The 21,940-nt window shown below is 69.2% G+C and carries 23 protein-coding genes, 1 tRNA gene and 1 pseudogene; 8 read left to right on the top strand and 17 right to left on the bottom strand.

Annotated features, from left to right (window positions below):
- Positions 1-74: 74 nt before the first annotated feature.
- The gene (locus tag ACILQS_RS09170) at positions 75-1,085 is read right to left on the bottom strand and encodes a M23 family metallopeptidase (protein ID WP_395639820.1); all 1,011 of its coding nucleotides are present in this window, start codon (positions 1,083-1,085) and stop codon (positions 75-77) included.
- Positions 1,086-1,236: 151 nt separating this feature from the next.
- Complete coding sequence (locus ACILQS_RS09165) at positions 1,237-2,058, bottom strand: inositol monophosphatase family protein (protein ID WP_395639819.1); 822 nt, start codon at positions 2,056-2,058, stop codon at positions 1,237-1,239.
- Between the two features lie 122 nt (positions 2,059-2,180).
- On the opposite strand from ACILQS_RS09165, the gene ACILQS_RS09160 reads away from it, so the two are divergent.
- Together ACILQS_RS09160 and ACILQS_RS09155 are read left to right on the top strand one after the other, a co-directional pair.
- Entirely contained in the window at positions 2,181-2,663 is a 483-nt protein-coding gene (locus ACILQS_RS09160; protein ID WP_395639818.1) for a thioredoxin family protein, read from the top strand.
- A 9-nt stretch (positions 2,664-2,672) separates the two neighbouring features.
- Positions 2,673-3,422: a cytochrome c biogenesis CcdA family protein gene (locus tag ACILQS_RS09155; RefSeq protein ID WP_395639817.1), complete on the top strand. Its 750-nt coding sequence runs from the start codon at positions 2,673-2,675 to the stop codon at positions 3,420-3,422.
- A 49-nt stretch (positions 3,423-3,471) separates the two neighbouring features.
- Here the strand turns inward: ACILQS_RS09155 and ACILQS_RS09150 are convergent.
- Positions 3,472-3,552: transfer RNA gene (locus ACILQS_RS09150), tRNA-Tyr, on the bottom strand.
- 116 nt (positions 3,553-3,668) lie between these two features.
- Positions 3,669-4,436 (bottom strand): hypothetical protein, encoded by a 768-nt coding sequence (locus tag ACILQS_RS09145; protein ID WP_395639816.1) that lies wholly within the window; start codon positions 4,434-4,436, stop codon positions 3,669-3,671.
- A gap of 22 nt (positions 4,437-4,458) precedes the next feature.
- Here ACILQS_RS09145 and ACILQS_RS09140 point away from each other — a divergent pair, with 22 nt between their 5' ends.
- Positions 4,459-4,947, top strand: coding sequence for a YajQ family cyclic di-GMP-binding protein (locus ACILQS_RS09140; protein ID WP_395639815.1), 489 nt, complete (start codon positions 4,459-4,461; stop codon positions 4,945-4,947).
- Between the two features lie 123 nt (positions 4,948-5,070).
- Here ACILQS_RS09140 and ACILQS_RS09135 read toward each other — a convergent pair whose 3' ends face one another.
- A complete protein-coding gene (locus ACILQS_RS09135; RefSeq protein ID WP_395639814.1) occupies positions 5,071-5,457 on the bottom strand; it encodes a nuclear transport factor 2 family protein in 387 nt (128 codons plus the stop codon).
- On the bottom strand, positions 5,454-5,837 hold the full coding sequence (locus ACILQS_RS09130) for a nuclear transport factor 2 family protein (RefSeq protein WP_395639813.1): 384 nt from the start codon (positions 5,835-5,837) through the stop codon (positions 5,454-5,456). Before ACILQS_RS09130 ends, ACILQS_RS09135 begins: the two co-directional genes overlap by 4 nt.
- Before the next feature lie 38 nt (positions 5,838-5,875).
- Here ACILQS_RS09130 and cls point away from each other — a divergent pair, with 38 nt between their 5' ends.
- The gene (gene cls, locus ACILQS_RS09125; RefSeq protein ID WP_395639812.1) at positions 5,876-7,336 is read left to right on the top strand and encodes a cardiolipin synthase; all 1,461 of its coding nucleotides are present in this window, start codon (positions 5,876-5,878) and stop codon (positions 7,334-7,336) included.
- A gap of 9 nt (positions 7,337-7,345) precedes the next feature.
- Positions 7,346-9,241 carry an ATP-dependent nuclease gene (locus ACILQS_RS09120; protein WP_395639811.1) on the top strand — a complete coding sequence of 632 codons (1,896 nt, stop codon included), beginning with the start codon at positions 7,346-7,348 and terminating at the stop codon, positions 9,239-9,241.
- Between the two features lie 26 nt (positions 9,242-9,267).
- Here ACILQS_RS09120 and ACILQS_RS09115 read toward each other — a convergent pair whose 3' ends face one another.
- The 5 genes from ACILQS_RS09115 to ubiE all read right to left on the bottom strand — a co-directional run bounded on the left by ACILQS_RS09115 (position 9,268) and on the right by ubiE (position 13,824).
- A complete protein-coding gene (locus ACILQS_RS09115; protein WP_395639810.1) occupies positions 9,268-9,822 on the bottom strand; it encodes a hypothetical protein in 555 nt (184 codons plus the stop codon).
- Positions 9,823-9,899: 77 nt separating this feature from the next.
- Positions 9,900-10,472 (bottom strand): hypothetical protein, encoded by a 573-nt coding sequence (locus tag ACILQS_RS09110; RefSeq protein WP_395639809.1) that lies wholly within the window; start codon positions 10,470-10,472, stop codon positions 9,900-9,902.
- A 47-nt stretch (positions 10,473-10,519) separates the two neighbouring features.
- Positions 10,520-11,884, bottom strand: coding sequence for an FAD-dependent oxidoreductase (locus ACILQS_RS09105; protein WP_395639808.1), 1,365 nt, complete (start codon positions 11,882-11,884; stop codon positions 10,520-10,522).
- 76 nt (positions 11,885-11,960) lie between these two features.
- Positions 11,961-13,034: a polyprenyl synthetase family protein gene (locus tag ACILQS_RS09100; RefSeq protein WP_395639807.1), complete on the bottom strand. Its 1,074-nt coding sequence runs from the start codon at positions 13,032-13,034 to the stop codon at positions 11,961-11,963.
- Between the two features lie 31 nt (positions 13,035-13,065).
- Positions 13,066-13,824 carry a bifunctional demethylmenaquinone methyltransferase/2-methoxy-6-polyprenyl-1,4-benzoquinol methylase UbiE gene (gene ubiE, locus ACILQS_RS09095; protein ID WP_395639806.1) on the bottom strand — a complete coding sequence of 253 codons (759 nt, stop codon included), beginning with the start codon at positions 13,822-13,824 and terminating at the stop codon, positions 13,066-13,068.
- Between the two features lie 57 nt (positions 13,825-13,881).
- On the opposite strand from ubiE, the gene ACILQS_RS09090 reads away from it, so the two are divergent.
- A complete protein-coding gene (locus ACILQS_RS09090; RefSeq protein ID WP_395639805.1) occupies positions 13,882-15,093 on the top strand; it encodes an isochorismate synthase MenF in 1,212 nt (403 codons plus the stop codon).
- A gap of 123 nt (positions 15,094-15,216) precedes the next feature.
- Here ACILQS_RS09090 and ACILQS_RS09085 read toward each other — a convergent pair whose 3' ends face one another.
- The 3 genes from ACILQS_RS09085 to ACILQS_RS09075 all read right to left on the bottom strand — a co-directional run bounded on the left by ACILQS_RS09085 (position 15,217) and on the right by ACILQS_RS09075 (position 18,084).
- Complete coding sequence (locus ACILQS_RS09085) at positions 15,217-16,041, bottom strand: polyphosphate kinase 2 family protein (RefSeq protein WP_395639804.1); 825 nt, start codon at positions 16,039-16,041, stop codon at positions 15,217-15,219.
- Positions 16,042-16,127: 86 nt separating this feature from the next.
- Entirely contained in the window at positions 16,128-17,759 is a 1,632-nt protein-coding gene (gene menD, locus ACILQS_RS09080; RefSeq protein ID WP_395639803.1) for a 2-succinyl-5-enolpyruvyl-6-hydroxy-3-cyclohexene-1-carboxylic-acid synthase, read from the bottom strand.
- A complete protein-coding gene (locus ACILQS_RS09075) occupies positions 17,740-18,084 on the bottom strand; it encodes a PLD nuclease N-terminal domain-containing protein (RefSeq protein WP_395639802.1) in 345 nt (114 codons plus the stop codon). The genes menD and ACILQS_RS09075 overlap by 20 nt, the downstream gene beginning before the upstream one ends.
- A 61-nt stretch (positions 18,085-18,145) precedes the next feature.
- On the opposite strand from ACILQS_RS09075, the gene ACILQS_RS09070 reads away from it, so the two are divergent.
- Positions 18,146-18,400 carry a DUF4229 domain-containing protein gene (locus tag ACILQS_RS09070; RefSeq protein ID WP_395639801.1) on the top strand — a complete coding sequence of 85 codons (255 nt, stop codon included), beginning with the start codon at positions 18,146-18,148 and terminating at the stop codon, positions 18,398-18,400.
- 5 nt (positions 18,401-18,405) lie between these two features.
- On the opposite strand, the gene ACILQS_RS09065 is transcribed toward ACILQS_RS09070, so the two are convergent.
- Complete coding sequence (locus ACILQS_RS09065) at positions 18,406-19,899, bottom strand: MFS transporter (RefSeq protein WP_395639800.1); 1,494 nt, start codon at positions 19,897-19,899, stop codon at positions 18,406-18,408.
- Between the two features lie 88 nt (positions 19,900-19,987).
- On the opposite strand from ACILQS_RS09065, the gene ACILQS_RS09060 reads away from it, so the two are divergent.
- Positions 19,988-20,611 (top strand): TetR/AcrR family transcriptional regulator, encoded by a 624-nt coding sequence (locus ACILQS_RS09060; protein WP_395639799.1) that lies wholly within the window; start codon positions 19,988-19,990, stop codon positions 20,609-20,611.
- Here the strand turns inward: ACILQS_RS09060 and ACILQS_RS09055 are convergent.
- Entirely contained in the window at positions 20,608-21,621 is a 1,014-nt protein-coding gene (locus ACILQS_RS09055) for a 1,4-dihydroxy-2-naphthoate polyprenyltransferase (RefSeq protein WP_395639798.1), read from the bottom strand. The genes ACILQS_RS09060 and ACILQS_RS09055 overlap by 4 nt on opposite strands.
- A 10-nt stretch (positions 21,622-21,631) precedes the next feature.
- Positions 21,632-21,940: pseudogene (locus tag ACILQS_RS09050) on the bottom strand (o-succinylbenzoate--CoA ligase); the annotation flags it as partial.

The raw sequence follows: 21,940 nt of genomic DNA, 5'->3' as shown, positions 1-21,940 counted from the left end.
GCGGGCGACGTGATCGTGTCGAGCAGCCCGGTCGGCGACGGACTGCTGCCCGGCGACACCACCGTCTGGCTCCGTTAGCTCGCGTGCGCCTTGAGCCAGGCGTACGGGTCGACGTAGTGCATCCGCTCCTCGAGGGAGATCGTGAAGTGCAGGTGCGCGCCCGTCGCCTGACCCGTCGCGCCGACGAGTCCGACGAAGTCGCCGACCTTCACCTCTTGCCCCGCCACCATCGGTGACGACGCGGCCTGCATGTGGGCGTAGCCGCTGAGTACGACCTGCCCGTCGATCACGTGCTGGATGATGACGTAGTTGCCCCAGCTCGAGCCGCTCTCGGCATGCTCCAGCACGACGCCGTCGGCGATCGCGAAGATCGCGGCGCCCGCACCGGGGGTGAAGTCGATGCCGGAGTGCGAGGTCGAGCAGCCGCGGCAGGGCGCGGCGCGATCGCCGAAGCCCGACGAGATCGAGACCGGGTACGGGAACGGCCAACGGATCGGGCCGGTGCCGACCGTGTAGTCGAAGTTGCGGTTGCCGTAGCGCAGCTTCAGCATCTCGGCCCACGAGGTGACACTCCAGGCGTCGCGCTCCGAGAACGACACGAGGCTGGAGTCGACTTCCACCGACTGCGCATCCATCGCGAGCGACTCCGCGAGCACGGCCTCGTCGGTGGTCGTGTTGAAGGCGTTCGCGGGGACCGTCAGACCGAAGGCGAGGGCGCCGGCGAAGAGCATGGCGCCGAAGGAGAGCAGGCGCTTGCCGAGGGTCTTCTTCACTCCGACGGCGCGGACGACGTCCCGGCGGCTCGAGTTCTTGGCCATGCGCCGAGGCTTGGAACGCACCTTGGAGCGGGGAGTCGACGTCCCGCGGCGCGGGGCCGGAGTCTCCTCGACGGAACGCTCGCGGTCGCGCAGCTCGCGGCGGGTGAGCGGAGCCGAGACGACGTCGCGTGCCACGACTTCGCGGGACGGGGAGAACGGCCGAACCGGCTCGGCCGGCCCGTCGAGGGGCTGGAGGCTCGCGGGGTTCCCGAAACCCAGGGCGTCGAGGACGAACGGATCGTTCTCGCGTTCCTGGGGAACGGTCATGCGCGGGACTCCTGAGTGCGGCCGGATCAGGTGGCCGAGACTGTCGGGCTCCGGCGTGGGGTGGACGCCGGGTGAACTCCCCCACGATAACGAATCGGCAACGGTGACTCCACCTGCCGAGCCGATTCCCAGGAAAGCGACACTGCCGGGGTCAGAAATCCTCGAACTCGCCCAACTCGTCGAGCAGCGCCTCGAGCGCCGCCGCGACCGAGGGCTCGGCCGCGAGGATGAAGTCGCGGCTCGGCGCCGCGCCTCGCATCCCGGTCACCCGTGCGCCGGCTTCGCGCGCGATGAGGGCGCCTGCCGCGTGGTCCCACGGACTGAGGGTGCGTTCGAAGTAGGCGTCGTAGCGTCCGTCGGCGACGAAGCAGAGATCGAGGGATGCCGTGCCCTGTCGGCGGATGTCGCGCACCTGCGGCAGCAGACGGGCGACGACATCCCCCTGGAACGCCCGGGTCGAGGCGGCGTAGGCGAAGCCGGTGGCGACGAGCGCGAGGTCGAGAGAGACCGGCTCGCCGACGTGCAGGCGGCGGTCGCCGCAGAATGCGCCGGCGCCGACTTCGGCGGTGAACAGCTCCCCCGACGCCGGGTTGAGCACCACGCCGACCTTCGACGTCCAGGTGAGCGGATCGGGGTCGCCGCCGCCCTCCGGAAGCTCGACGATTGCGATGCTCACCGCGTAGTGCGGCAACCCGTAGAGGTAGTTGACGGTGCCGTCGATCGGGTCGACGACCCAGGCGAGCCCGCTCGAGCCCGGCACCGACGCGCCCTCCTCGCCGAGCACCCCGTCATCGGGACGAGCCTCCCGGATGCGATCGAGGATGAGGCGCTCGACCTCGCGGTCGGCCTCGGTGACGACATCCACGATCGTCGACTTGGTGGCGGCGATCTCGACGCCCTCGCGACGGCGCCTCGCCGCCAGCTCCCCGGCTTCGAGGGCGATGGTTCGGGCGAGGTCGAGGAGGTCGGACACGTCTCCACGCTAGCCCCGCATCTCGCTAGCCCTGCAGCCGCGGGTCGTGGGTGGGGTCGAGGTACTGCTCGGTGCACCCCCGGCACGGCGGAAGGACACGGTCGCCTGCGACACTGGACGTCATGAATCCCCGCCTCGCGATCATCCTCGGCATCGTCGCCGTTGCCGTCGTCGCGGCCGTCGTCGCCCTCCTGGTCCTGCCGCGCAGCGAGATCGCGCCGGTCGCCGACCCGGTCCCGACGATCGCGGCCCCCGACGTCGACCCCTCCCCGATCGACTCGTCGACACCGTCGGCGACCGCCGGCACGTACCTCGACTACTCCGAGGCGGCCGTCGCTGCCGCCGAGGGTCGGGTGCTGCTGTTCTTCCACGCGTCGTGGTGTCCGCAGTGCCGGGCGATCGAGGACGACATCCTCGCGCAGGGCGTCCCAGCCGGCGTGACGATCCTGCACGTCGACTACGACAGCAACCAGGCGCTCCGCCAGCGCTACGGCGTGACGCTGCAGACGACGTTCGTCGAAGTCGACTCGTCGGGCGACCCCCTGCAGTCGCATGTCGCCTACGACGACCCGAGCCTCGACGCCGTCGTCGCGGCGATGCTCTGACCCGCGCCCGTGCTGACCCTGCTGCTGCTCGCCTTCGTCGCGGGCGTGCTCACCGTCGCCGCGCCGTGCGTGCTCCCGCTGCTCCCGGTGATCGTCGGCGGCACTGCCGCCCGCACCGCCGCGGATGCCGGAGCCGCACGCCGCCAGTGGTACCGACCCCTGCTGGTCGCCACCGGGCTCGCGCTCTCGGTGATCGCGTTCACGCTCCTACTCAAGGCCACCACGGCGCTGCTCGGAGTGCCGCAGATCGTCTGGCAGATCATCGCGGGCGCGCTCGTGATCGGCTTCGGCGTGACGCTCGTGTTCCCGCGGCTGTGGGAGCGGCTCATGCTCGCCACCGGGCTGCAGGCCCGCGGCGGTGTCGCGCTCGATCGGGCCTCGCGCACCGGCGGTCCGGCCGGCGACCTCCTCCTCGGCGCCGCCCTCGGGCCGACGTTCTCCAGCTGCAGCCCGACCTACGCGCTCATCGTCGCCGCAGTGCTCCCCGTGTCGTTCGGCGAAGGACTCGCCGCGATCGTGGTCTACGCGATCGGACTCGCGGCAGCGCTTCTGCTCGTCGCGGTGCTCGGCCAGGCCTTCGCCCGCCGCGTCGGCTGGCTCAACCGCCCCGACGGCTGGTTCCGGCGGATCGTCGGCATCCTGATGATCCTCGTCGGCGTGGCCGTCATCCTCGGGCTCGACAAGGTGGCGCAGACCTTCATCCTCGACCAGGGCTGGTACGGGCCGATCGAGGATCTCGAGCACCTGCTCCTCGGCTGAGGCTCGAGCCGGAACGGGAGAAGCCCCGCCGGAGCGGGGCTTCGAAGTGTGGCGAGTGAGGGATTCGAACCCCCGAAACTTACGTGTCTGATTTACAGTCAGATCCCTTTGGCCGCTTGGGTAACTCGCCGCAGCGCCGAGGCGCCCGCACAAGGATACCCGAGCGGGGCGTGGGTCTCGACACGCGCCTGCCGGCGCTACTCGACCACCGAGTCGGTTTCGATACACCGCGCTGGCGCGCGGCACTCAACCCGCGGAGGTGGCCTCCGCATACCTCACGGCGTAGGTCGCGACGGTGTCGCGGTAGGACTGCGGGGAGTTGAATCCCGACACCGCCGCGATCCAGCCCTCCTCGGTGTCGATGCCGACGCTCACGCGGCACAGGTAGTTGACCGTCGCCATCGCGGCGTCGTCGATGTTGTGCGGATCTTCGACCCCGTCGCCGTTGCCGTCGGTGTGCCAGTTGCGCCAGGTCTGCGGGATCAACTGGAACGGACCTACCGCCCGGTCGAACTCCGTGTCGCCATCGAGGGTTCCGCCGTCGGAGTCGGGGATGTGCTCGATCCCCTCGCCGCCGGCGAGCGGCACCCCGTAGATCGGCGGCGTCACCGTGCCGTCCTCCTCGACCGCGGATCCGCCGTGCCGCCCGTGGTCGCTCTCCGTCGCACCGATCGCGGCGAGGGTGTTCCACGAGATCCCGCACTCCGGCATCGCGCTCGCCTTGGCGAGCACCGCGCCGGCGTACCCCGCCAGCGCCCGCACCGGGATGCCGGTCGCCTCACTCGTCGCGACAACCCAGTCGACATCCACGAGGCTCGCGACGCCGACGCCCGGTCTCGCCGCCGGGGTGGGGGGCTCGGCGGGCGCCGCCCACGACGGAGCCGGCTCGTCGGTGTCGGGAAGCAGCACCTGCACGTCGAGGCGGGGAGCGAGGAACACCAGGATGGCGCCGACGACGAGACCGGCGGCGGCGAGCACGGCGATACCGATGAGAAGGAGTCGGCTCGCACGCATCCTGGCTTTGTAGCATGGCCACATGGCAGATTCCTCGTTCGACATCGTCTCCAAGGTCGACAACATGGAGGTGCAGAACGCCCTCGGCATGGCCCACAAGGAGATCCAGCAGCGCTACGACTTCAAGAACGTCGGCGCCTCGATCGAGATGTCGGGCGAGAAGATCCTCATGAAGGCCAACGCCGAGGAGCGCGTGAAGGCGGTGCTCGAGGTCTTCGAGCAGAAGCTGATCAAGCGCAACATCTCGCTGCGATCGCTGGATGCCGGCAAGCCGTTCCCGAGCGGCAAGGAGTACCGCATCGAGGCCGCCATCAAGGAGGGCATCTCGAGCGAGGACGCGAAGAAGATCTCGAAGATCATCCGCGACGAAGGACCGAAGTCGATCAAGAGCCAGATCCAGGGCGACGAACTGCGCGTGCAGTCGAAGTCGCGTGACGACCTTCAGGCCGTCATCGCGCTGCTCAAGGGCAAGGACCTCGACGTCGCGCTGCAGTTCATCAACATGCGCTGAGGGTTTCGATACACCGCCTTCGGCGGCACTCAACCCGCGGAGCCTCGCGGTTTCGATACACCTCCTTCGGCGGCACTCAACCCGCGGAGCCTCGCGGTTTCGATACACCGCCTTCGGCGGCACTCAACCCGCGGCGGGGGTGCCCTTCCACTTGCGGGCGATCCACCAGTCGGTGAACTCGGCGGCGCGGCCGTCGGGGGCGAAGTCGATCACCCACAGGTTGTCGTAGGTGCCCTTCTTCGGCCCCTTCGGATAGGTGGTCACGCACCGCACCACGGCCAGGTCGCCGTCGCGGGCGAGGGTCTCCCAGGCGAACGTCGTCGTGCCCGGCTCGTCGGCGTTCTCCAGCCAGCCGGCGACGATCTCGTCGTGCCCCGTCCACGCCGGAGTGCCCGGGCGCCCGCGATAGACCGCGTCGGGCGTGAAGATCGCGACGACGTCATCCGCGTCGTTCGACTCCCAGGCCCGGCGGTATCCGGCCATGAAGTGCTCGACCCGCGGGTCGTTCACGCCGCCTCCTCGGGCGTGCGTTCGATCCACCAGTCGGTGAACTCGGTCGCGCGGCCGCCCGCGGGCAGCGTGATGACGAACAGGTTGTCGTAGACCCTGGGCGGGTTGGAGTTCACGTAGGCGGTGACGCACTCGGCGATCGCGACCTCGCCGTCGACCGCAAGCAGCTTCCACTCGAAGTCGGTGTCGCCGGGCTGATCGGCGTTCTCGAGCCAGCCGGCGACGATCGCGTCGAGCCCGACGTACGGGGCGGGGTCGTCGGGGAACCCGCGGTAGATGGCATCCTCGGTGAAGAGCGAGCGGATGTCGTCGACATCGTTCGATTCCCAGGCGACGCGGTATCGGCGGAACCAGTCCTCGGCGGATGCGCGGTCGGTCATGCCTCCTGCCTACCACGTGCCACTGCCACACTGAGAACATGGAACCCGGCTGGATGACGCTGACGATCGCGATCATCGCCCTCGTGGTCGACATCACCGTGCGCATCCTGGCGCTCATCTTCGTGCCGAAGAACCGACGACCGCAGACGGCGCTCGCCTGGCTGCTGGCGATCTGGTTCCTGCCCTACGTCGGCATCATCCTGTTCCTGATCCTCGGCCGCGCGCGCCTCCCTCGCGCGCGCCGCCGCAAGCAGCGCGAGATCAACGAGTACATCCTCGAGACCACCGAAGGTTTCGACCGCGTCAAGCTCGATCCGCCGTGGCCGGCCTGGCTGGCGCCGATCGTGGAACTCAACCGCACCCTGGGCGCGATGCCGCTCGTCGGCGGCAACTCCGCGCAGATGTGGAACGACAACACCGAGTCGCTCGCGCAGATGACCGCGGCGATCCGCGCGGCGACGAAGACCGTGCACTGCGAGTTCTACATCCTGCTGCTCGACGAGGCGACCGCCGACTTCTTCGACGCCCTCGAGGAGGCGCACGACCGCGGCGTCACCGTGCGCGTGCTGCTCGACCACCTCGGCAACGCGCAGTACCCGGGCTACCGCCGCACCGTGAGGCGGCTCAACGCGATGGGGATCGAATGGCGGCGGATGCTGCCGTTCCGCCCGTCGCGCGCACAGTTCCAGCGCCCCGACCTGCGCAACCACCGCAAACTGCTCGTCATCGACGGGCAGATCGCGTTCACCGGCTCGCAGAACGTCGTCGAGACGGGATACCAGCGCCGCAAGAACCACAAGCGCGGGCTGCACTGGAAGGACTACATGGCGCGGTTCGAGGGCCCGGTGGTCGCCGGCATCGACGCGCTCTTCGTGACCGACTGGTACTCCGAGACGAACGAGCTGCTCGAACGCGAAGCCGCTCCCGCCCGCAAGACCGGGGACGGCGACTTCGATTGCCAGGTGGTGCCCTCCGGCCCCGGCTTCGACGGCGAGAACAACCTCCGCCTGTTCAACTCGCTGGTCTACGCGGCGCAGAAGAAGGTCATCCTGACCTCCCCGTACTTCGTTCCCGACGATTCGATGCTCTACGCGATCACGACCGCCGCGCAGTCCGGCCTCGAGGTGGAACTGTTCGTGTCGGAGATCGGCGACCAGTTCCTCGTCTTCCACGCGCAGCGGTCGTACTACGAGGCGCTGCTGCGCGCGGGCGTGAAGATCTGGCTCTACGCCGGGCCGACGATCCTGCACTCCAAGCACCTGACGATCGACGACCAGATCTCGGTCATCGGCTCCAGCAACATGGACATGCGCTCGTTCAGCCTCGACCTGGAGATCTCGGTCATGGTGCGCGGCGAGGAGTTCCTGTCGCAGTTGCGCGAGATCGAGGCCGAGAACCGGGCGATGTCACGCGAGCTCACGCTCGACGAGTGGCTGAAGCGTCCGGTCTGGCACCGCACCCTCGACAACCTCGCGCGGCTCACCGCCGCCGTGCAGTAGAAACGTGGCGTGCCCCACTATTCCCTGACCGCCGAACTGCTCCCGAACCACAGTGCCCGTCTCATCTTCGATCGAGAAGGTGACAGGCCCCAAGATCTCTCGATCGACCTGATTTGGCTCGACGAGGACAACATCGCAAAAGCGGGCGGCGACATGATGGAGCGGAGATTCAGCGCATCCATGTTGCAGATCGATCTGATCGATCGGCGCGATCTGGGCATTCGCATCACTCCACCCGACCGCTGGCAGCAGCTCGACGAGGGCCAAGGTTTCCTGGTAGTTGTCTCCAAATTGTCGGGTCGTGGCGAGAACAAGGAGCGGGTGGGTGTCGCCTTGTGGACTCGAGCCGACCGATTGGCGGGTGTTGCACCACACGGGCCCCGGGCGGAAGACGCATCGGTCTTCAACCAGCCGGAGCTCCACTACTTGCGCGAAGTGCTCGGCTCACTAAGAGATCCTGACGACGGTTCGAAATCATCGACCTCGACCAAACCTGCCTACTTCGACTGGCTAGAAGTTGGAGGATTTCGAGGGTTCGCAACAGACCGCCGCCTTGCAATCGCCTCGCCGAACGGCTCTGTCGGAAGCGGTCTCACCGTGCTGGTCGGAGCCAATAACTCCGGCAAGTCGACCATCGTGGAGAGCTTTGACGCTCTAGCGCGAGCGAGTCAGAACGGCGTCGTTAGCTTTTCTGACGGACGCCGAAATCGGCAGTACGTCGGCGGAGTGACTATCTCACTTCACCGTAGTGACGGTCAGCTCAGCACTATCACTAGCCTCAATGCGGGCAGCGAGTCGCAGTTCTCTACGCTCGATGGCAGCGAGGCCTACTCATTCGACGTGACGACCATCCCGTCCCGTCGACAGTTCAACCCCTATTTCTCACGGCAGTTCTCGTCATCACGGAACTGGGGATCGAGTGGGGGAGACTTCTCGCGCACGCAGACCCGTGACGGCTTCACGGGACGACTGTTCGAGCTTCAGCGGAGTCCCGATCGGCTCAAAATATTCAACGGTCTGCTCGAAAGGGTCTTGGGTCGTCCAGTGAGTTGGGCGATCGATCTCAACGACCAAGGCTCCTACTACCTCCAGTTCACAGAAGGAAAGACGAGCCACTCCAGTGAAGGTCTGGGTGAAGGACTCATCAGCCTCCTCTTCATCCTCGATGCACTGCACGACTCGACACCGGACTCACTAATGGTGATCGACGAGCCAGAGCTTTCGCTCCATCCCCAGTACCTACATCGTCTTGCTCTCGTCATCGCGGAATATGCCGCGACGCGCCAGATTCTCTACGCAACTCACGCGCCTGGTCTGGTTTCCTGGGAACACATCGCCAATGGCGCCGTCGTGGCTCGCGTGCACAAGGCTGACGCCCAGTCCGTCATCTCCCAGCCCACACGCTCCACCTTCGACCGCGTCGGTCGCCTGCGAAGCAACACGAACCAACCGCACACCCTGGGGATCGAAGCGAACGAGGTCTTCTTCTTGGAAGACGGGATCGTTCTTCTTGAGGGGCAGGAGGACGTGGTGTATCTGCCCAGAGTTCTCGAGGATCTCGGCCTTCCGCCGATCGAGAACGTCTTTGGTTGGGGAGCTGGCGGCGCCGAGAATGCGCCCGCTCTATTGCGCCTCTTTGAGGAATTGGGGTTCAAGCGGGTTGTCCTCGTCCTCGACAACGACAAGGCGATTCTGGCCGCGGACCTCGAACGTGAGCATTCTGGGTACCTCATCAGAACCATTCCAGCCGCCGACATCAGGACAAAGCCGCAGCAACCGCCCAAGCCCGCCAAGGAGGGCCTCCTCGACGACACCAATCGCCAGGTACGGGAGAGCCTCGTCGCGTCAGCCACGGCGACTTTCAAGGAAGTCAGTGAGTACTTGATCGATAGGCCATCCCTCTGACTGGCGGAATGTGATTTTGGGACGACCTACCCGAGCGCCGCGATCGCGTCAGTCGCGAAGGTCGTGAGCGCGTCGGCATCCGCCGAGGGCACCGCGCCGACCTGCACGTAGTAGTCGCCCGACAGCACCCGGAGTTCGCTCGACGAGTCCCCGTTCACCTCGTTCGAGACGGCGGTGTAGTACGCGACCTCCCCGACGCCGTCGACGGCGAGCAGCCCGTCGCGCTCCCAGCGGCGCTCCTTGCGCTCCGCCTCGTTGCCCTGCAGCAGCTGGACGCCGACATGGAACACCGTCTGAGTGTCCGGGTCGAGGAAGAAGCAGACGGTCCCGCCCGCCTGCTGGATGCCGTCGAGGTCGGAGTCGTCTTCGTACTGCGGGTCGACGGTCACCTGCGCGAACCCGCGCTCGGCGGCGCTCGGCACGAGCACCGCGCAATCGGTGGGCACCGCCATCTGGTCGTCGGCGGTCGTCGACGGATCGGTGTCGAGGCGGTCGGGGCGGAAGGTGGTGCTGCATCCGGCGAGGAGCACGGACGCGGCGAGCGGAAGAGCGAGCAGGGTCAGGATGCGGCGAGGGGTCATGCGACAAGGATGGCGGTCGGCGGCCGCGCGATCCTGCTCCGGCGAGAGGCCTGTCGCTACTCCGTGAGGAGTATTCGTCACCTCGACCGGGTCCGTGGGAGCAGATAGTTGGCGGCTGCATACGGGGCGGGGAACTCCGATCCGTCCCTGAGCCATTCGACGACCTGTCCGTCGGCCCCGGTCACGGCCTGGGCAGGGGCCATCACGAAGCGGAACGGGCGTCCCTGATGGAACGCGATCGTGACCGTCGTGTTGGTGCCCGTCCGAGGGCTCTCGATCGATCGGATCTCCGACCAGGGAAGCAGGACTCCGGAACCAGTGGCCCCGACGCGGGAGAACAACAGGCCGTCCGGTCGGCGCTCGAGGAAGAACTGCGGATGCTCGACCCCCGGGAAGCTGAAGGCCGAGGTCACGACGGCCGTGTCCGCCGCCATCGAGCCCGCGAATTCGGCGATCAGTCGTCGCTCGCGCCGGAATCGCAGCATCGTCGCGACAAAGTTTGCGGCGATCTCCGCGACGAGGATGAGCAACCCGATGAGCATGGGGAAGCCGAAGCGATAGATCGCGACCAGGACGATCGGCAACGAGATGAACGTCAGCACCGACAGTATGTCGACCTTGAACTCGCGCAACGGTGATCGATCGCTCACGTGATTCTCTTCCCTGACCCGTGTGGATGTGCACACAGGGTAGCGCCTCAGCCGCGGGAGATCTTCACCATCTCGTCGCGCGGGACGACCTTGACGCGGGCACGACCATGCGGCTCGCCGAGCGCCATCTCGTGCTGGTCGAGGGCGTGCCAGCCGTCGAGGTCGGTGTACTCGACGCCGCGCTCCTCGAGCAGCGCGACGACCGATTCCTCCGACGGGTCGGCGGGGCTCCACCACGACGCCTGGTCGTTGACGACGTGCGAGATCGTCTCCATCGCGTCGGACTTCGTGTGCCCGATCAGGCCGACCGGGCCGCGCTTGATCCAGCCGGTGGCGTAGACCCCGGGCATGATCTCGTTGTCGTCGGCGAGCACCTGGCCCTCGTGGTTCGGGATGACCCCGCGGCGCTCGTCGAACGGGATGCCGTCGAGCGGCGACCCGTAGTAGCCGACGGCGCGGTAGACCTGACCGACCTCGACCGACCGGATCTCGCCGGTTCCGCGCACGCCGCCGGCGTCGTCGGGCTCGGTGCGCTCGTACCGGAACGAGGCGACGCGCCCGTCGGGGCCGGCGACGACCTCGAGCGGCTTCGCGTAGAAGTGCAGGTGCAGGCGACGCGACGCGGTGCCGAAGCCCTCTTCGCGCGACTCCTCACGCCACTTCGTGAACACCTTGTCGATGACGAAGATCTGCTTGTTCGAGGCGATCGCGGCGCGGGCCGCGTCGTCGTACTCGAAGTCCTCGTCGTGCACGATCATGTCGACATCCCGCAGCTCGCCGAGTTCGCGCAGCTCGAGCGGGCTGAACTTCACCTGCGTCGGCCCGCGACGCCCGAAGACGTGCACGTCGGTCACCGGCGAGGACTTGAGGATGTCGTAGACGTTGCCGGGGATCTCGGTCGGCAGCAGATCGTCGGCGTGCTTCGCGAGCATCCGCGCCGCGTCGAGCGCGACGTTGCCGTTGCCGATGACCGCGACGCTCGAGCTCTCGAGCGGCCACTCCCGCGGGACGTCGGGATGTCCGTCGTACCAGGAGACGAAGTCGGCGGCGCCGTAGGAGCCGGGCAGGTCGATGCCGGGGATGTCGAGGGCAGCATCCCGGATCGCCCCGGTGCTGAAGATGACGGCGTGGTAGTACTTCTTCAGGTCGTCGAGGGTGATGTCGCGGCCGAACGTCACGTTCCCGAAGATGCGAATGTCGCCGCGGTCGAGCACCTCGCGCAGGGCCGTGATGATGCCCTTGATGCGCGGGTGGTCGGGGGCGACGCCGTAGCGCACCAGTCCGTAGGGGGCGGGCAGCTGCTCGAAGAGATCGATCGAGACGTCGAAGGGACGCTCGTGCTTGAGCAGGATGTCTGCGGCGTAGATGCCGGCGGGGCCGGCTCCGACGATGGCCAGGCGGAGCTTGGTCAACGGGGGTTCCTCACTGTTGGTCAGGGTGGGTTTCGATACACCCGCCTCCGGCGGGCACTCAACCCGCGAAAGGGCGTCAGCCCGATCGCTCGACGATCGCCTTCGCGAAGCGCGTGAGCGCCTTCTTGACGGGCCCGTCGGGGAGGGGCTCGAGAGCCTCGACGGCCCGATCGGCCCAGCGATTCGCCTCGGCGAGTGTATCGGCAGTCACCTGGTGGTGGCGGAGCTCGGCGACCGCGGCCGCGAAGTCGGGATGGATGACGTCATCAGTCGAGGCCCCGATGTCGCGCTCGAGCCGGTCGAGCAGCGCGGCCGCGTCCGGTTCGGTCTCGGCGCGGTTCCGCAGGTAGAGCAGCGGCAGCGTCGGAACGCCGGCGCGCAGGTCGGTGCCCGCGGTCTTCCCGGTCTGCTCGACGGCACTCGACAAGTCGATGACGTCGTCGATCAACTGGAAGGCGACCCCGACCCGCTCGCCGAACAGTTCGACGGGCTCGCGGTACTCCTCCGGGGCCTCCGAGAAGATCACGCCGACGACGCCCGCGAGCGCGATGAGCGACCCGGTCTTGTCGGCCAGCACCTGCAGATAGTGCTCGATCGGGTCTTCGTCGTCCTGCGGGCCGATCGTCTCGTGCAGCTGACCGAGACAGAGCCGCTCGAAGGTCGCCGCCTGGATGCTGAGGGCGCGCTCTCCGAGGCTGGAGATGAGCTTGGATGCCCGCGCGAACAGCAGGTCGCCGGTGAGGATCGCCACCGAGTTACCCCAGACCGTCTGCGCACTCGGCACGCCGCGGCGCATCTCGGCCTCGTCCATGACGTCGTCGTGGTACAGCGACGCGAGGTGGGTGATCTCGATCGCCTGCGCCGCGGTGATGACGTCGGCGTTCGACCCCTCGCCGAGCTGCGCGGTGAGCAGGGTCAGCACCGGCCGCACCCGCTTGCCGCCGGCATCCAGCAGGTAGCGGGTCGTGACGTCGGCGATCGCGTCGGTGAAGCGCACCTGCTCGGCGAGCTGCTCCTCGACGATCGCCAGGCCCGACTCGATGTCGGCGACGAACTGGCGCTCCTCGCTGGAGGCGAAGAGCTTCTCGCCGAGCCCGAGCGACGAGCTGAGGGTCTTGCTCCGGCGGGCGAGGGAGGGGCTCGGTTTCACGGTCGGCCGATCTGTGTCTGAAGCGGTCGGCTCAGCCCGCGGCGGGCTTGCGCGACCTGCCGGTGCGGCGCGCGGTGGCCGCACGGATGGCCTGGTCTTCGGGCTTGCGGCCGCGGTGCAGCGCGACGACGCCCGCGGTGAGGTTGCGGTACGCGACCCGGGTGAACCCGACGCCGCGGATCCACTGGGTGAGGGTCTGCTGGTCGGGCCAGTCGCGGATCGACTCGACGAGGTACGTGTAGGCGTCGGGATTCGACGACGTGATGCCGACGATCGCGGGGGCGACGACCTTGAGGTACGCGTAGTACCCGGCACGCAGCAGGGCGCGCGGCGGCTTGGAGAACTCGCAGACGACGAGCCGGCCGCCGGGCTTGAGCACGCGGTACATCTCGGCGAGCGCCTGCTTCGGATCCTGCACGTTGCGCAGGCCGAACGAGATCGTGACGGCGTCAAACTCGTCGTCGCCGAACGGCAGCTTCATCGCGTCGGCGTGCCGGAACTCGATCTTCGGATGCTTCTTGCCGGCTTCCGCGATCATCTCCGGCGAGAAGTCCACACCGACCACCGTGGCGCCCGACTTGGCGAGCGGGAGGGTCGAGGTGCCGGTGCCGCAGGCGATGTCGAGGACGCGCTCGCCCGGCTTCGGATCGATCGCCTTCGTGGTCGCGATCCGCCAGAGGAAGTCGTTGCCGACGCTCAGCACCGAGTTGGTGCGGTCGTAGCCCGCGGCGACGTGATCGAACATCCCGGAGACGTCATCCGGTTCCTTGCTCAGATCAGCCCTGCTCACTCGCACCATCCTACGCAAGGGGCCCGCGCGGTTCCGGCGGCGGCTTACGGTTGAGGGGTGACCGACCTCACCGTCGAAACGCGCCGGATCGATCCGGTCCCTTCGCTCATCCCGTACGCCTCCGCGAGCCGGCCCCTGCTGTTCCTCCGACGAGGTGACGGCATCGCCGGGCTCGGCGAGGCGCTGCGGATGGAGTTCCGCGGCCCGACCCGGGTGCAGGATGCCGCCGCCGCCTGGCGCGAGGTCGCCGCGAGCGCCCGCGTCGACGACGACGTGAGGGTCCGCGGCTCCGGACTGGTCGCCTTCGGCGCCTTCACCTTCGACGACGCCTCCGCGCGCTCGAGCGTGCTGATCGTGCCGGAGGTCGTGATCGGCCGCCGCGACGGGGTCGGCTGGATCACCCGGGTCAACGGCGCAGAGACGGCCGTCGCGGCCTCGCCCCTCGGCACGGAATACCGGCTCTCACTGCATCCCGGGGCGCAGAGCCCGGATGCCTACCGCGCCGCCGTCGCCACCGCCGTGGATCGCATCCTCGCCGGTGATCTCAAGAAGGTCGTGCTCGCCCGCGACCTGGTCGGCCATGTGCCCGAGGGCGCCGACCTGCGCCGCGTGCTGCTCGAGCTCGCGCTCGGCTACCCCGACACCTGGACCTTCTCGGTCGACGGCCACCTCGGGTCGAGCCCCGAGACCCTCGTGCGCGTGACCGAGGGGACGGTCACCGCCCGTGTGCTCGCCGGCAGCCACGCCCGCGGATCCGACGCCGAAGCCGACGCCGCCGCGTCGCTGGAGCTCGCGACCTCGTCGAAGGATCTCGACGAGCACCGGTTCGCCGTGGAGAGCGTGCTCGCCGCTCTGCGACCCCACGGTCCCGGGATCACGGCCAACGAGCTGCCCTTCGCCCTGAAGCTTCCGAACCTCTGGCACCTGGCCAGCGACGTGCACGGCCGCCTGTCCGACGGCTCGGGAGCGCTCGACCTCGTCGCCGCCCTGCACCCGACGGCCGCCGTCGCCGGCACCCCGACCGCGGCCGCGATGGCTGCGATCCGCGAGCTCGAGCCGTTCGACCGCGGCCGCTACGCCGGCCCCGTCGGGTGGGTCGACCAGTCGGGTGACGGCAAGTGGGCGATCTCGTTGCGTTCCGCCGAGGTGGATGCCAACGGCACCCTCACCGCGTTCGCCGGCGCCGGCATCGTCGCCGAATCCGATCCCGACCGGGAACTGGCGGAGACGAAGCTCAAGTTCCGCCCCATCGTCGAGGCCTTCGGCTGACGCCACCCCGCGGGTTGAGTGCCGACCGCGCAGCGGGCGGTGTATCGAAACCCACCATCCGGGTTGCTCGGGGCGGGTTTCGATACACCGCGCTGACGCGCGGCACTCAACCCGCGGTGACGGCTAGGTGGCCGCCAGGCGCCGCTTCTCGACCTCGACGTCGAAGTCGGCGGTGGGCCACTGCGCGTCGAGACCCCGGAGGGCGTCGAGCAGGAGGTGCTGCACGGCGAGCCGGGCGTACCACTTGCGGTCGGCCGGCACGACGTACCAGGGTGCCGAGTCGGTCGAGGTGCGCTCGATCGCGAGGCGGTAGGCATCCATGTAGTCGTCCCAGTACGCGCGCTCGTCGACATCCCCCGGGTTGTACTTCCAGTGCTTGTCGGGACGCTCGAGCCGTTCGAGCAGCCGGGACTTCTGCTCGTCGCGCGAGATGTGCAGCATGACCTTGACGACCGTGGTGCCGGCGGCGCGCAGCTCCTCCTCGAAGTCGACGATCTGCGCATACCGGGTCTCGACCTCGTCGAGCGGTGACAGCCCGCGCACCCGGTGGATGAGGACGCTCTCGTAGTGGGAACGGTCGAAGACCCCGATCATCCCGGCGGTCGGGAGGCGCTTGCGGATGCGCCAGAGGAAGCCGTGTGCCTCCTCCTCGGGCGTCGGTCGCTTGAACGCGGCGATCTCGACGCCCTGCGGGTCGACCGACCCGACGACGTGCTTCACGATGCCGCCCTTGCCCGCGGTGTCCATCGCCTGGAGCACGAGCAGCACGCTGCGGGTGTCGCCGGAGCGGCTCGCGGCGAAGAGCTTCTCCTGCAGTTCGGTGAGCTCCTCGGTCCCGGCGGCGAGGGCGTCTTCGCCCGCATCCTTGTCGCCGTCGAATCCGGGAGTGCCGGAGGTGTCGATCGCCGACAGGTCGACACCTCCTCCGACGCGCAGCAGCTCCTTCATGCGCCCGACCCTAAACCATCGGCTGTTTGCCCGAAATGGCCCTTCGCGCGGCGTCGAAGGGGCCATTTCGGGCAAATAGCGAGTCGTCACCGGGGGAGGGGAACCTCGATCAGCACGCGGGACCCCGACCCCGACAGGGCGTCATCGAGCTGCGAGCGGGTCGCGGCGAGGCGGTGCTCCCAGCCGTACGCCGCGGCGAGCGCCGCGAGGTCGACGGACTGCGGCGTGTAGAGCACGCGATCGAAGAGCTCCGGATCGGCCGACCCGGCGACTTCGAGGGCGTCGAAGATCGTGCCGCCGCCATCGTTGCCGACGATCACCTGCATCCGCGGCGACTCCTCGCCCGGCGTCGCCGCCAGAGACCCTGCGTCGTGCAGCAGCGCGAGGTCGCCGAGCAGCACCCGGGTGACCCCGTCGCCTCCGGCGGCGAGGGCGATCCCGGTCGCGGTCGCGATCGTGCCGTCGATGCCGGCGAGGCCGCGGTTGGCGAACACCGGGATCTTCTTGCCCGGCGCGACCCGATCGAGGTCTCTGATCAGCCGCGAGGCCCCGAGCACGAGCCGGTCGTGCGGCCAGCTGATCGCCCAGACGGCATCCACGAGCATCCGCCGGGTGACGGGTTCGCGTAGCCGCTCGAGCTGCGCTCGGGCGAAGTCGGCGCGCTCGATCCGGTCGTCGCTGAGGGATGCGGCCGGGCCTTCCTCGACGGCGAGCAGCTCCCGCGAGGCGTGCACCCACGGCCCGACCCAGCCGCGCGACGTGGGATCGGGGGCGCCCGACACCCGCACTCCGGCGACGATGCGGGCCGAGCGACCCGGGTCGTAGGCATCCCGGCCGTTTCCGCGCACGACGATCACCTCGAGGCCCTCGCGCATCAGCAGAGCCGGGATCTCGCGGCTGAGGGTCGGGTGCCCGACGACGACCACGCGTTCGATGCGCTCGCCGAAGCCGGGTTCGGTCAGCAGTTCCCGGTAGGCGGGTACGAGGTTCGGGCCGAACCGCGCGCCGCTCGCGACCTCCGCCAGCAGGGGGGCGCCGAGCTGCCGCGCGACCTCCTCGGCGCCGGGGCCGGCTCCGGTGCCGGCGACGACGACGGTGAGCGGTCCCGGTTCGATCGTGACGGGACCGCCGGGCATCGGCGCCTCCCACTCCCCCGGCTCGACCGCGGGAAGCGTCACCGCGCCCGACAGCGGTTCACGGAAGGCGAGGTTCACGTGCACCGGACCGGTGAGTTCCGCGAGCACGTCGGACGCGAGCTCGGCCGCACCCTCTGCCGAGACGGGGGCGTCGACATCCCAGGCGCGCCGCACGGCGGAGCCGAAGATGCCGGCCTGCACGGTCGCCTGGTTCGCGCCGACGCCGAGCAGTTCGGCCGGCCGATCGGCGGTGACGACGACGAGCGGGATGCCGGAGTGCGACGCCTCGAGCACCGCGGGCAGGAGGTTGGCGACCGCCGTGCCCGACGTGGTGACGATCACGACGGGCGTGCGGGATTCCCGGGCGAGACCTGTGGCCAGGAAGGATGCCGACCGCTCGTCGATGCGCACCCGCAGGCGCAACAGCCCGGCTCGTTCGAACTCCGCCGCCGCGAGGGCGAGAGCCTGCGACCGCGAGCCCGGGCAGACGACGACGTCGCGCACGCCGCGGCGGATCAGCTCCGCCAGGAACGCGACCGAGAAGTCGCTCGCGGGAGAGGGGCTACGGCTTGGGCGGGTCATCGTCGAGGTCGCGCAGCTCCTGCTCGAGCTGCTCGATCCGATCTTCCATCGCCTTCTCGCGATTCAGCCGCCGGAGGAACTCGGGATCGTCATCCGGCGCGATGGGACCGCGGCGAGCCGACCCGATGGCGGCCTCCCCGGTGCGGATGCGTCCGACGGCGTACCAGAGCACCCCGCCGACGATCGGCAGCACGATCACCAGCACGATCCAGCCCGGCTTCGGAAGGCCGCGCACGCGGCTCTTCTCGATGAGGGCGACGTCGACGATGGTGAACACCGTGAAGGCGACCCACACGATGAACGCGATCGGGAGCAGCCGGGACATGCCCCGATCCTAGGTCTCAGCGCTGGGAGAGCGCTTCAGGACGGCGACCTAAGCTGGACGGGTGCGCGACTGGCTGCTCTACTCCGCCCTGCGGATTCTCGCCTTCGCCGTGCCCTTCGGCATCCTCTACGCGATCGGGCTGGAGTGGTGGATCGCGGCACTCGTCGGCGCCACCCTCGGCGTCTGCCTGTCCTACATCGTGCTGCGGCCGTTGCGCGACCGGGTGGCTATGCGGATCGCCGACGCGCGTGCCGGTGCGGCGGAGCCGCGGGCGGACGAGAACGCCGAAGACGCCCCGCCCGCTCCGCGGCCCTAGCGGGCTCAGTGCGCGACGACCGGCTCCGCGTCCGCGGCCGCATGGCCGGACGTGAGTGACACGCCCTGCCCGCGGCGGCGGAACAGCAGCGCCGCGATGACGCCGCCCGCGGCGAAGAACCCGGCCGCCCACCAGTACGCGGCGGCGTAGGACGACACCGCCGCTTGAGCGGCAACGAGATCGCTCGCCGGGAGGTGGTCGGCGATGTAGTCGGCCGCGGCCGTCGCCGCGATCGTGTTGAGCAGCGCCGTGCCGACCGACCCGCCGACCTGCTGACTGGTGTTGACCATCGCCGAGGTGACGCCGGCGAACTCGCGGTCGACGCCGAGGGTCGCGGTCTGCATCGCGGCGGGCATGATCGTGCCCATCGTGAGCCCGAACACCATGAGCGGCAGCAGAACGTCGGGCGCGTACGTGCTGTCGAGGTCCAGACGCGTGAACAGCACGAGGGCGATGACGCCGAAGGCCATCCCGACCGGCACCATGACCTTGGGGCCGAGGCGCGGCAGCAGGAAGTTCGTCGAGATCTGCGCGGTGAGCACGAGCATGCCGATCATCGGCAGGAACGCGAGACCGGTCTGGATCGGGCTGAAGCCGAGCGAGATCTGCATGTAGTACGTGACGAACAGGAAGATGCCGAACATCCCCGCGCCGGCGATGAGCACCGAGATGAACGCGGCGCCGCGGTTGCGGTCGAGCACGACCGACAGCGGAAGCAGCGGGTGCTTCGCCCGCGTCTGCCAGACGACGAACGCCGCGAGCAGCACGGCGGCGATCGCGAGAACTCCCCAGGCGAGCGGAGACTCCCAGCCCTCGGTCTCGGCGTTGGCGAATCCGTAGACGATGCCGAAGAGGGCGCCGGAGACGAGGATCGTGCCAGGCACGTCGAGCTTCGGGCGCGGGCCGGTGCGGGCGAGGTTCGGGACGAAGATCAGCGTCCCGATGAGCGCGACCGCGGCGATGAAGACGTTGATGTAGAGGTTCCAGCGCCAGTCGAGCTGTTCGGTCAGCACGCCGCCGAGCAGCAGGCCGACCGCGCCGCCGGCGCCCGCCACCGCCCCGAAGACGCCGAACGCGCGCGCCCGCTCCTTCGGGATCGTGAAGGTCGTGGTGAGCACCGCGAGGGCGGTCGGCGCCAGCAGCGCGGCGAAGGCGCCCTGGAGCGCGCGGCCCGCGATCAGCACCTCGAAGGTCGGCGCCGCCCCGGCGAGCGCGGAGGCGAGGGCGAAGCCGACCAGTCCGATGAGGAAGGTGCGCTTGCGTCCGATGAGGTCGGAGGCGCGCCCGCCGAGCAGCAGGAGGCTGCCGAAGGCGAGCGAATAGGCCGTGACGACCCACTGGCGGTCGCCGTCGCTGAACTGGAGTTCCGCCTGGGCGGACGGCAGCGCGATGTTCACGACGGTCGCGTCGAGCACGACCATGAGCTGGGCGAGGCCGACGGTCACGAGCGTGAGCCAGCGGCGCGAGGAGACCGGCGGTGCGGTCGTCGAAGAAGACATGACGGCGACTATATACGAGACTTAGCAGTTTCGGATACACTCAGTTCCAGAACATCCCAGTTCAGTATCAGAAGGCGAGGAGTCCGCGATGACGCAGGCGACCACCGACGCGCCGAAGCTCGGCCGCAAGCGCGACCACACGCGTGACGCCGACATCCTCGAGTCCGCCCTCGATGTGCTCGCCGAGACCGGCTACGACGGCATGACGATCGACATGGTCGCCGCGCGCGCCAAAGCCGGCAAGGCGACGCTGTACCGGCGCTGGCCCTCGAAGGCCGAACTCGTGATCGACGCCGTCGCCTGCCTCAAGCAGAGCGACCACGACCCGGAGAACCTGCCCGACACCGGGTCGCTGCGCGACGACCTGATCGCGATGATCCGCACGCCGACCGTGCTGGAGGGTGAGCGGAAGCTACAGGTCATGGCCGGCATCGCGTCGATGGTCTCGCGCTCCCCCGAACTCGCCGAGGCCGCACGGCAGGCGATCGTCGAACCTCGCCTCGCGATCAACCGGGCGCTCATGCAGCGCGCCCGCGACCGCGGCGAGATCGCCCCCGACGCCGACATCGAGCTGGCGGCGATGATCGCGCCCGCGATGGTCTCCTACCGCGTGCTCATGCTGCGCACCCCGACCACGCGGGACTTCATGATCTCGCTCATCGACGGCGTCATCCTGCCGGCTCTGGGGATCCGGGCGACGCCCGCCGCCTAGTTCAGCGCACCCGGGAAGATGATCGCCGCCGACAGCCCGAGCCCGTAGAGCAGGGCCGTCGCGAGCGTGAGCTGCAGCACGTAGATCCACTCGCGGGCAGAGCGGCCGGTGATGGCGATCACGATCGCCGGCAGCGCCCCCACGGCGGCGAAATAGACGTACGGCGCGAATCCACTCGCCGAGCCGGGCTCGTAGAAGAGCGCGAAGAACGCGAGGATGCCGAACGGCACGAGCATCAGCACGACGTAGAGCACCCGCGAGCCGACGCCGCCGAGCAGGACGGCGAGGGTGCGCTTGCCGTGCAGCTTGTCCTTCTCGCGGTCGCGGGCGTTGTTGGCCACGAGCACGGCGCAGGCGAAGGCCCCGGCCGCCGCGCCGGCGAGCCAGGCCTCGACGTTGACGTCGAGCACCTGCACGAACATCGTGCCCGCCGTCGGGATGATGCCGAAGAAGAGGAACACGGCGACCTCGCCGAGACCGAGGTAGCCGTAGGGCCGCCGGCCGCCGGTGTAGAACCAGCCGGCGAGCAGCGCGAAGGCGCCGACCGCGAGCAGCCACCACTGCTCGGTGCGCCAGACCAGCACCGCGCCGGCCACGGCGGCCAGGCCGAAGAACACGAGCGCCACCGTGAGCACCGTCCGCGGCTTCGCGCGGCCCGAGCCGACGAGACGCTGCGGACCCACGCGATCCCGGTCCGCCCCGCGCACCCCGTCGGAGTAGTCGTTCGCGTAGTTGACGCCGATCTGCAGGAACGCGGCCACGGCGAGGGCGAGCAGCGCGCGCACCCAGTGGTCGTACCAGTGCGTCATCACCTGGGCGGCGGCGGCGGTGCCGAGCGCCACCGGCACGACCGCCAGCACGAGCGTCTGCGGGCGGGCTCCGGCGATCCAGGTGCCGAGCGTCGCGGGCTTCGGCGCCGCGAGCTTGCTGCCCCGCACCTTCGCCTTCGGCGGCACGGGTCGGGTCGCATCCATCTGAACGCGCGGGATCGGTCGCTGCTGCTTCGCCACGGAGTGAACTCTATTCGCTCGCTTTGGCCTGCAAGCTCACGCGATCGGGTTTGCCGCTGGGCAGGTACGGGATGCCGCTCCCGCGGCGCACACGGGGACGCGCGGCCGGTCCGAGGGCCGCTTCGATCGCGGCGATGGCGGGTGCAGGGTCGTCGTCCTCCGCCGTGAACGCGACGGGCACCTCGCCCCACTTCGCGTCCTGCCCTCGCACGACGACCGCGTCCTCGAAGCCGTGGTCGTGCAGGAGCCGCTCGACGGCCCCGAGCGACACCTTGACGCCGCCGGAGATGATGACGTCGTCGCGACGTCCGGTGATCGT

Source organism: Pseudolysinimonas sp., from assembly GCF_044239695.1.
GTDB lineage: Bacteria > Actinomycetota > Actinomycetes > Actinomycetales > Microbacteriaceae > Pseudolysinimonas_A.
This window is presented reverse-complemented; position numbering and strand designations above follow the sequence as displayed.

Coding starts and splice junctions, on each gene's coding strand:
- ACILQS_RS09170 (WP_395639820.1), bottom strand. CDS start 1,085: ATGACCGTTCCCCAGGAACGCGAGAACGATCCGTTCGTCCTCGACGCC.
- ACILQS_RS09140 (WP_395639815.1), top strand. CDS start 4,459: ATGGCAGATTCCTCGTTCGACATCGTCTCCAAGGTCGACAACATGGAG.
- cls (WP_395639812.1), top strand. CDS start 5,876: ATGGAACCCGGCTGGATGACGCTGACGATCGCGATCATCGCCCTCGTG.
- ACILQS_RS09060 (WP_395639799.1), top strand. CDS start 19,988: ATGACGCAGGCGACCACCGACGCGCCGAAGCTCGGCCGCAAGCGCGAC.
- ACILQS_RS09115 (WP_395639810.1), bottom strand. CDS start 9,822: ATGACCCCTCGCCGCATCCTGACCCTGCTCGCTCTTCCGCTCGCCGCG.
- ACILQS_RS09075 (WP_395639802.1), bottom strand. CDS start 18,084: ATGTCCCGGCTGCTCCCGATCGCGTTCATCGTGTGGGTCGCCTTCACG.
- ACILQS_RS09145 (WP_395639816.1), bottom strand. CDS start 4,436: ATGCGTGCGAGCCGACTCCTTCTCATCGGTATCGCCGTGCTCGCCGCC.
- menD (WP_395639803.1), bottom strand. CDS start 17,759: ATGACCCGCCCAAGCCGTAGCCCCTCTCCCGCGAGCGACTTCTCGGTC.
- ACILQS_RS09085 (WP_395639804.1), bottom strand. CDS start 16,041: ATGAAGGAGCTGCTGCGCGTCGGAGGAGGTGTCGACCTGTCGGCGATC.
- ACILQS_RS09160 (WP_395639818.1), top strand. CDS start 2,181: ATGAATCCCCGCCTCGCGATCATCCTCGGCATCGTCGCCGTTGCCGTC.
- ACILQS_RS09065 (WP_395639800.1), bottom strand. CDS start 19,899: ATGTCTTCTTCGACGACCGCACCGCCGGTCTCCTCGCGCCGCTGGCTC.
- ACILQS_RS09130 (WP_395639813.1), bottom strand. CDS start 5,837: ATGACCGACCGCGCATCCGCCGAGGACTGGTTCCGCCGATACCGCGTC.